The following is a 7179-nucleotide window of genomic DNA, read 5'->3' on the forward strand; positions in this document are numbered from 1 at the left end:
AAGGCGTTGCCACACGCACAGACAGCCGACGACTACGAGGCTCTGCTGCCCTGGAGGCTCAAGCCCTCAACCGTCTTCGGATACCGCCGGCGGCCGGAAGGGACGCCCTTAAAAGACCGCTTACAGAAGAAGGGTATCGTGGAATCGGGAGTCAAGTACGTAAAGAACAGCTTCGGGCCGCTGCGCGACTTCCGCGACCTCGCCGATGCCAACCGCCAGGTGCGCGCCTGGGTCATGGCCGAGGCCGGCACTCGCATCCACGGCACACCGGGATGGTCACGTTCAGTTCGAGCGGGCTTATTACTCGGCGCCGTTCCGTCTGGCCGGCAAGTCGTGTGGCTCAAGGCTACGGCGACGATGGTGCATCTGTATGAGGAATACATCCTGCTTGCTACTCACTTGCGACAGGGTGCGCTCGGCGCCCGCAGTCCCGTCACCGACCATCTGCCACCCGAGGCACAGGCTTGGCAATTGCACGATGTCCAGTGGTGCTTGCGCGAGGCCAAGCGCATCGGTCCGTCCTGTTCCGCTCTGGTGCGCGTGCTGTTCGGCGATCGAGTTCTGATCAAGTTGCGTGCTGTCCAAGGCCTGTTGCGGTTCGCACAGCAATGCAGCGACGAACGGCTGGAAGCCGCCTGCCGGCGGGCCAACCACTTCGGCACGCCCAACTACGGCGCGGTCAAGCAGATTCTGGCCAAGGGGGCTGGATCTCGAACCAGCGCCCACGGTCAGCACGCTGGCCACCACCTACGCCCAAGGCGGCCGCTTCTGCCGCGACACCCAGACGCTGCTTCTTCATTGAATCCCATGAATCCGATCCCCGAACTCTCCTCCGCCCTCAAGCAACTGCGCCTGTCTGGCGTTCTCGACACGCTGGAAGTACGCAATCGCGAAGCCGTCGAGCGTCAGTTGGCCCACACCGACTTCCTCGCCTTGCTTGTCCACTACGAACTGGCTCGCCGGGACCAGAAGAAACTCAGCCAACGCGTGCGCCGCGCCAGCTTCCGCGGGGAGAAGACCCTGGAGGGCTTCGACTTCGACCGCCTGCCAAACTTGAACCGGGCGACTGTCTATGACCTGGCCACCGGCCGCTACATTGAGGAGAAGGCCTGCATCTTGATCGCCGGACCGTGCGGTACCGGCAAGAGCCACTTGGCCCAGGCACTGGGGCATGCCGCCGTCCGCGCCATTCTTGAGACCCCGTTCGAGCCCGATCCAGGCGACTCCGCCTGGCTCCATTACGCCGAAGATGCCCGGTTCCTTTATGCCGGCGATCGACAACGCCTGACCGCTGGCCCCTGATCGAGGCAACCACAATATCTCAAGGTCAGCAGGGTTCGCGCGTACGGCTATCCTGACGAAGATAGTCCGTAAAAATATCAGTAAATGTTCGTTCCATGAAATAACTTCATGGCGTCTTGAAAACGGATCATTTTACCGACCTCGCACCGAGCAATTACAATAAAGACTTGGCTTGAAAAGAAAGCGGCTAGGGTCAAGCTAAGAAGTGTAGAAATTTTAGTGCATCCCGAGGGGGCATGGGATAAGGAAGTGTAGCGGTATCCAGCATCGCCGCAAATAAAGGAGGCCCTTTGCGCAAGCCTCGTTGATTATGCCTTGCCATATTCTTAGTCGTATGTTGAGTGATATTCTCCATTGAGCTTGAACTCATCCGGCATCAAGCGGACGAATCAATTTCGTGTGGACACACGGCACACACAAGGCACTTCCGCGAACATAATGCTCATGAATTATCGAGGGGGAAGTTCAATCCAGCGGAGGAAAGATTAGTCCACTTTTCCGAGTCGTTATCGGGTATCCAGCGCTGAAATAGTGAAATATCTCCTATTTCACTATTATAAATGGTAAATCATTTGATGAAATGATGGCGGACGAAGAAATAATGCAGATTACGAAACTCTCCTCAAACGAGAACCCATTTGGCCCATCACCCAAAGCAGTTGATGCCGCGAAACTAGCAATTGCCTCTGCGAATCGCTATCCAGAACGCACCGACAAAAAGCTCTGCGACGCCCTAGCTGCCTTTCATGGTAGAGGCCTTACAAGCGCGCAATTTTTCTCGGCAAACAGCGGTGTCGAAGTACTGTCTTTAGTGGAAGATGCGCTGATTAAGCCTGGTCAACGTGCCATCATATGTCCGCCGTGTTTTAGTGAATATTCAAAATCTCTTGCAAATAAGGGATGCGAGATAGACAGAGTACCGCTGATTGGATCGGATTTCCGCTTGGACGTCGATGCAATCCTACGCAGGATAAACAAGGATACCAGGTTGCTATATCTTTGTAATCCAAATAATCCGACCGGGACCTGGTTTGGGGAAAGTGTGTTGGGTACAGTGTTGGGAAAAATTCCGGATGATGTCACCGTAATATATGATGAGGTGTATTATCAATTTGCTACAGAAGAAGGCCTTCCTGATGCTATACGGCATGTCCTCGACGATCAAAATGTCGTGATTGTTCATAGCTTTTCCAAGGCTTATGGTTTGGCTGGTATGCGCATCGGTTATGGGATCGCGCCGCAACGGATAGCTCAGAGTGTGAAGAAGCGGAAACGAAATTTTCACCTAAGCGCAGCAGGAATGGATGCTGCAATTGCCGCTTTGGGGGATAGGGTTCACTTGCAGCGCACCGTCGATAACAACCATGCCGAGCGGCTCAGGCTCGCGACCGGGCTAAAAGCCCTGAATCTGGAGGTGACACCAAGCCAGGCAAACTTTCTCATGGTTCGCTGTCCCAAAGGCTTCAACGCTGAGGAACTGGCAGGGCTCTTGGTTGGGAACGGGGTCATGGTACGTCCCGCATTCGATCTGCCGCACTGCATAAGAATCACGGTCGGTGCACCAGGTGACAACACGAGATTACTCGCATTATTGGATACGCTTCTGGAGGGCTGAAGACTATGAGAGCTATGACGGGTGGTGAGGCAGCAGTTCTTTCTTTGCATAACCTCGGAATAAGGACGGTATTCGGTCTACCTGGCATGCAGAACGATTGGCTCTATAATGCATTTTTCGATCATCGAGAAAAATTCCGGATAATTCACACTCGACATGAGCAAGGTGCGGCATATATGGGACTCGGTCATGCTCTGGTCAGCGATTTGCCCACGGTATTCAACGTTGTTCCGGGGCCAGGCCTTCTCAATTCAACCGCCGCGATCTCAACGGCGTACGCACTTAACGCAAAGCTGATGTGTTTGACCGGTCAGATAAACTCAGCGGCAATAGGAAGAGGTTGGGGTGAATTGCATGAAATTAATGATCAGCTCTCAATCTTGCGTTCCCTTAGCAAATGGGTAGCAACTGCTCACACCCCATCGGAGATTCCGATCTTGATCGGTGAAGCCTTTCACCAGATGCTTTCGGGTCGACCTCGACCAGTTGGGCTGGAGATTCCAATGGACGTGTTAGCCAGCACGGCTCCCGCCGATCCCCAACTCAAACTACGGACTCCCTATGAACCTCCTCTGGACGAGGAAGCTATCGAAGAGGTCGCCAAAGTGCTAGGTGCCTCTGTTGCTCCAATGATATTTGTCGGAAGCGGTGCGCAAGGCGCGAGCACATTGGTCCGGCAGTTAGCGGAGGTCTTACAGGCACCGGTCGTGGCATATCGTACCGGTATGGGGGTTGTGGATGCCCGTAGCTATCTCTCCCTGCACCTGCCTGCCGCGAAGGACCTTTGGGGAAAAACCGATGTTGTTCTGGCCATCGGTACCAACATGCGAATACCAGCAAAAAAATGGATTCGGACACATCGGCCGGATATTATTCGCATTGACGTTGACCCGACCACACATCGTAGATTTTTTACGCCGAAGTGCGAAATTACGGCTCGGGCAGAGCAAGCCTTGCCACTCTTGCTGAGAAGGCTTGAAGAATACAATGCCGTTCGACGTCCACGAGAAACTGCATTGATGGAAGTCAAAGCCGCATGGGAAGCGCGTTCAGCGGTGCTCGAACCACAATTGAGCTATCTGAAGGTTATCCGTGAAGAAATAGGTGAACATGGAATATTTGTAGACGAATTAACCCAGGTTGGCTTTGCGAGTCGCATCGTTTATCCTGTATACAGTCCCCGCACTTACATATCTACCGGCTATCAGGGGACACTCGGATATGGCTTTCCGACTGCGCTCGGAGTGAAGGTTGCAAAGCCAAACGTACCCGTGGTTTCTATTACGGGGGACGGCGGGTTCATGTTTGCCGTTCAAGAGCTAGCCACTGCTGTACAGCATAAGATTTCTCTGATCGTTCTGCTTTTCAATAACAACTGTTTTGGAAATGTCCGCCAGATGCAAGTCAACGACTACGGCGGTAGAATTATAGCAACTGATCTTCGAAATCCAGATTTCTGCCGTTTGTCGGAAAGCTTTGGTGCACAAGCGTTCCGAACGGACTCTCCCGAAGGACTGCGGTTCGCATTACGTCGGGCCATCTCAACGACGAGTGTACCGACGGTGATCGAAGTCAGCGTGGGGGATATGCCAAGTATTGACCAGTTCCGGTGAGGTGATTCTCCATTCTATGAAGTTTTCGATAAATCTAACCGCTTCGGGAGCCCGTATTGAGAACGGCGGGACACATATGAGTTTCCAAGTGTTTATGGGCTTGACCCCGTGCCTGACTAGAATCCCTCATATAACGGCTGAGTGATCATCGCCGCCATCGATTTGTTTATTTTCACGCGCTTCCAAATCAAACGGGCACCTCAGTTGGCGACGCTCATGATGTCAACATGAGCCTGACATCACCTAGCGATTACAATTGTATTGACCGTTCGCCTTGCTGAGTAAGTTCGATCATGGTATCGGATTTATCACGCTGGTTACCTCCTACCCTATGAGAGCATCAGGGCGACCTGTTGCGCGAAATCATCCTGGAATATGGAGTCGAAGGGCTGACCGCCCCTCGGCGGGCCGTGATCAGTGTGCCTGCCGAGGGCCAAGCGAAGCAACTTGGCTATGAGGTCTTCACGAGTTTCGATAAGGCCGCTCGTGGGAGCGTTCTAATGCGGCGAGGGCATCGCCGTACTCCGTGTTCAGACATCGCTTCCATTTCCATAGCTTAACTGAGAACTTGGACGCGTTGAGCTGCACATTCGAGTCGAATAACGCGTGCGTTCCGCCATTGCTCAAAGCGGCTGCCGGCGCCGATAACGGCGGGAACACCAAGTTCACGCGCTCTGATTGACATATGTGAATTTTCGCCACCGTACTTCGTGATAAATCCCTTGACGCCGTGCGTGAATATCCAGTCAAAACCGGGGTCAGCATTTTCCATAAAAACGATGCTGTCCTTGAACGACGAACCATGTACATCCGTCACAAGCCCCTCAACTGTGAGCGCGGTGATGAAGCTCGGGCGGGAGTGGAAGACATGGAAGCCGAAGATGTCTTTTGGGGAGCACAAAAGATCAGGAAGGCGGAGATATCTGGTTGTTTCCCAGTGCTGTCGATTTCTCTCGACTGCAGACCGCAGAAAGGTCGAAGGATTGGAGCGAATCTCTAAAGAGAATGCAATGTCGGGCATCGTAAGGAACGACAGATCGTCTCTGCTAAGACCAAGATTTGCTCCAACGAGTGCGAGCATCTCCAAGGCGTCCGAAATTAGACGGCTAAAAGAATGTTTGACGCGTTCACGGCCCTGAATCGCCTTCATTGCAAAGGCTTCAAATATCGGCCAATCGAAAGCGTAGCCGGTTCGATCGAACTCGGAAGAAAGGGCCGATATCTGGGCAGGTGACAGAGCTAAGTCAATGGCGGATACTTCTGTCGTCTCCTCTTTGATGGTGCGATTCATCCAGTCGAAGTATTTACTAATAGGATCGTCGTATCGAGGAACGGTGATCTCGTATGTGCCAGGGCGAATATGGCCGTGCAAATTTAAAAATTCTGCAGGCTGTAGTGCAAAAAAATCGTTTACTAGTTGGGCTGCAACGGAGTCGGAGGCGCGCACGACGGCATCCAGGAACCCCGGGCGAAGCAATTTCTCAGACTCTAATGACTTGAGAATGTCCGTCGCTACGAAGGCCGCTCTCGCAATCTCAGAGAATAGCACTGTGCCATGCACGTGCACTTTTTCGATCAGCGACAGGACATCAAGCAATCCGTGGTCCTCATTCCAATTTGTAAATTTTGCAGTGGATTCTAACGCTTCGATGCCGTGTCTAGCACGATCAAAGAGGTCATCGCCAGTGATAATGCGGTTCGTTAAAGCACGTAGCAGGTCTAGGTACGATGCCCATTCGTTCTCAGAAAGGCTTGGGAATAGCTCGCGCCAATGACCGTCCCTCATTCTTGGTTTGAGGCAAGTTGGAACAACGCGAAATTCTATTTTGTCATGAAGCTCTGGCTTAAGAATTAAATTGCGTTGAGCATCGGTGATGATTTTTTTTGCTATGGAATTGGGCAATGCGGCCGGTAGAAAAGAGGCGACGCTTGCTGATACAGAAACATATGGTGTGCCGCCAATCATATGCATTAGGGGAACTGCGCGCAAATCTCGGTACCCGAAATTTGCCCGCGCGGAAGCCCACGCGGTATTAGTGAACAGGTGACGAAAGAGGGAGGCGGCCAATGGCCGTGGCTTAGTTCCTATCAACTCGGCGGGGTTCACATCCGGCATGACTCCAAGAACTTCCCCTACGAGTCCCTGGCGGTTATTGAAGCTGTTGACGTCCTCAATCGACGCTTCAACGCCATTCAGTGATTGGAGAAGCATGGCAAGGTGGCCTGCGCTGTATCCACATCTCCGCGGGGCTGTTATGGGCCGTACCTGGAAGATCACCACGGTTCCATTATTCGAGATCCCGAATTCGATATCTACCTCTTTAATGCCAACAATTTCGATCACTTCTTCTATTGCTGGCACCAAACGCCGGAGAGGCTCCGGTGCATCGTGGCCCGGTACAAATATGTAAGTGCGGGTGCCGTTTCCACCAGAAGTCACAACTGTAGTATCGCCGCTCTCATCGTAGCTAACAATATAGTATGGAAGGCCAGATTCAGGGTCGCATGTCATGACAACGCCACTTACCGCGATATCTTTGGCCATCGGTTGGACGAACACCTCGTCGGATGGCAATAGGGTGCCGTACGAAGAGAACACATCATCTATTGCTTGAATCAGTTGCTCATCGGTACGGACATTTAATACAG

General features: G+C 52.7%; 3 protein-coding genes and 1 pseudogene. 3 read left to right on the forward strand and 1 reads right to left on the reverse strand.

Annotated features, from left to right (window positions below):
- Positions 1-807: 807 nt before the first annotated feature.
- From A3AG_RS31035 to A3AG_RS32580, 3 genes and pseudogenes are all read left to right on the forward strand, one after another.
- Positions 808-1185 (forward strand): annotated as a pseudogene (locus A3AG_RS31035) (ATP-binding protein); the annotation flags it as partial.
- Between the two features lie 697 nt (positions 1186-1882).
- A complete protein-coding gene (locus A3AG_RS31040) occupies positions 1883-2917 on the forward strand; it encodes a pyridoxal phosphate-dependent aminotransferase (RefSeq protein ID WP_012354696.1) in 1035 nt (344 codons plus the stop codon).
- Between the two features lie 14 nt (positions 2918-2931).
- The gene (locus A3AG_RS32580; RefSeq protein WP_012354697.1) at positions 2932-4530 is read left to right on the forward strand and encodes a thiamine pyrophosphate-dependent enzyme; all 1599 of its coding nucleotides are present in this window, start codon (positions 2932-2934) and stop codon (positions 4528-4530) included.
- A gap of 556 nt (positions 4531-5086) precedes the next feature.
- Here A3AG_RS32580 and A3AG_RS32590 read toward each other — a convergent pair.
- The coding region (locus tag A3AG_RS32590; protein ID WP_081610658.1) for a PEP-utilizing enzyme at positions 5087-7179 on the reverse strand (2093 nt) is incomplete at its 5' end.

This window comes from Cupriavidus neocaledonicus, from assembly GCF_000372525.1.
GTDB classification, from domain to species: Bacteria; Pseudomonadota; Gammaproteobacteria; order Burkholderiales; family Burkholderiaceae; genus Cupriavidus; species Cupriavidus neocaledonicus.

Coding starts and splice junctions, on each gene's coding strand:
- A3AG_RS31040 (WP_012354696.1), top strand. CDS start 1,883: ATGATGGCGGACGAAGAAATAATGCAGATTACGAAACTCTCCTCAAAC.
- A3AG_RS32580 (WP_012354697.1), top strand. CDS start 2,932: ATGACGGGTGGTGAGGCAGCAGTTCTTTCTTTGCATAACCTCGGAATA.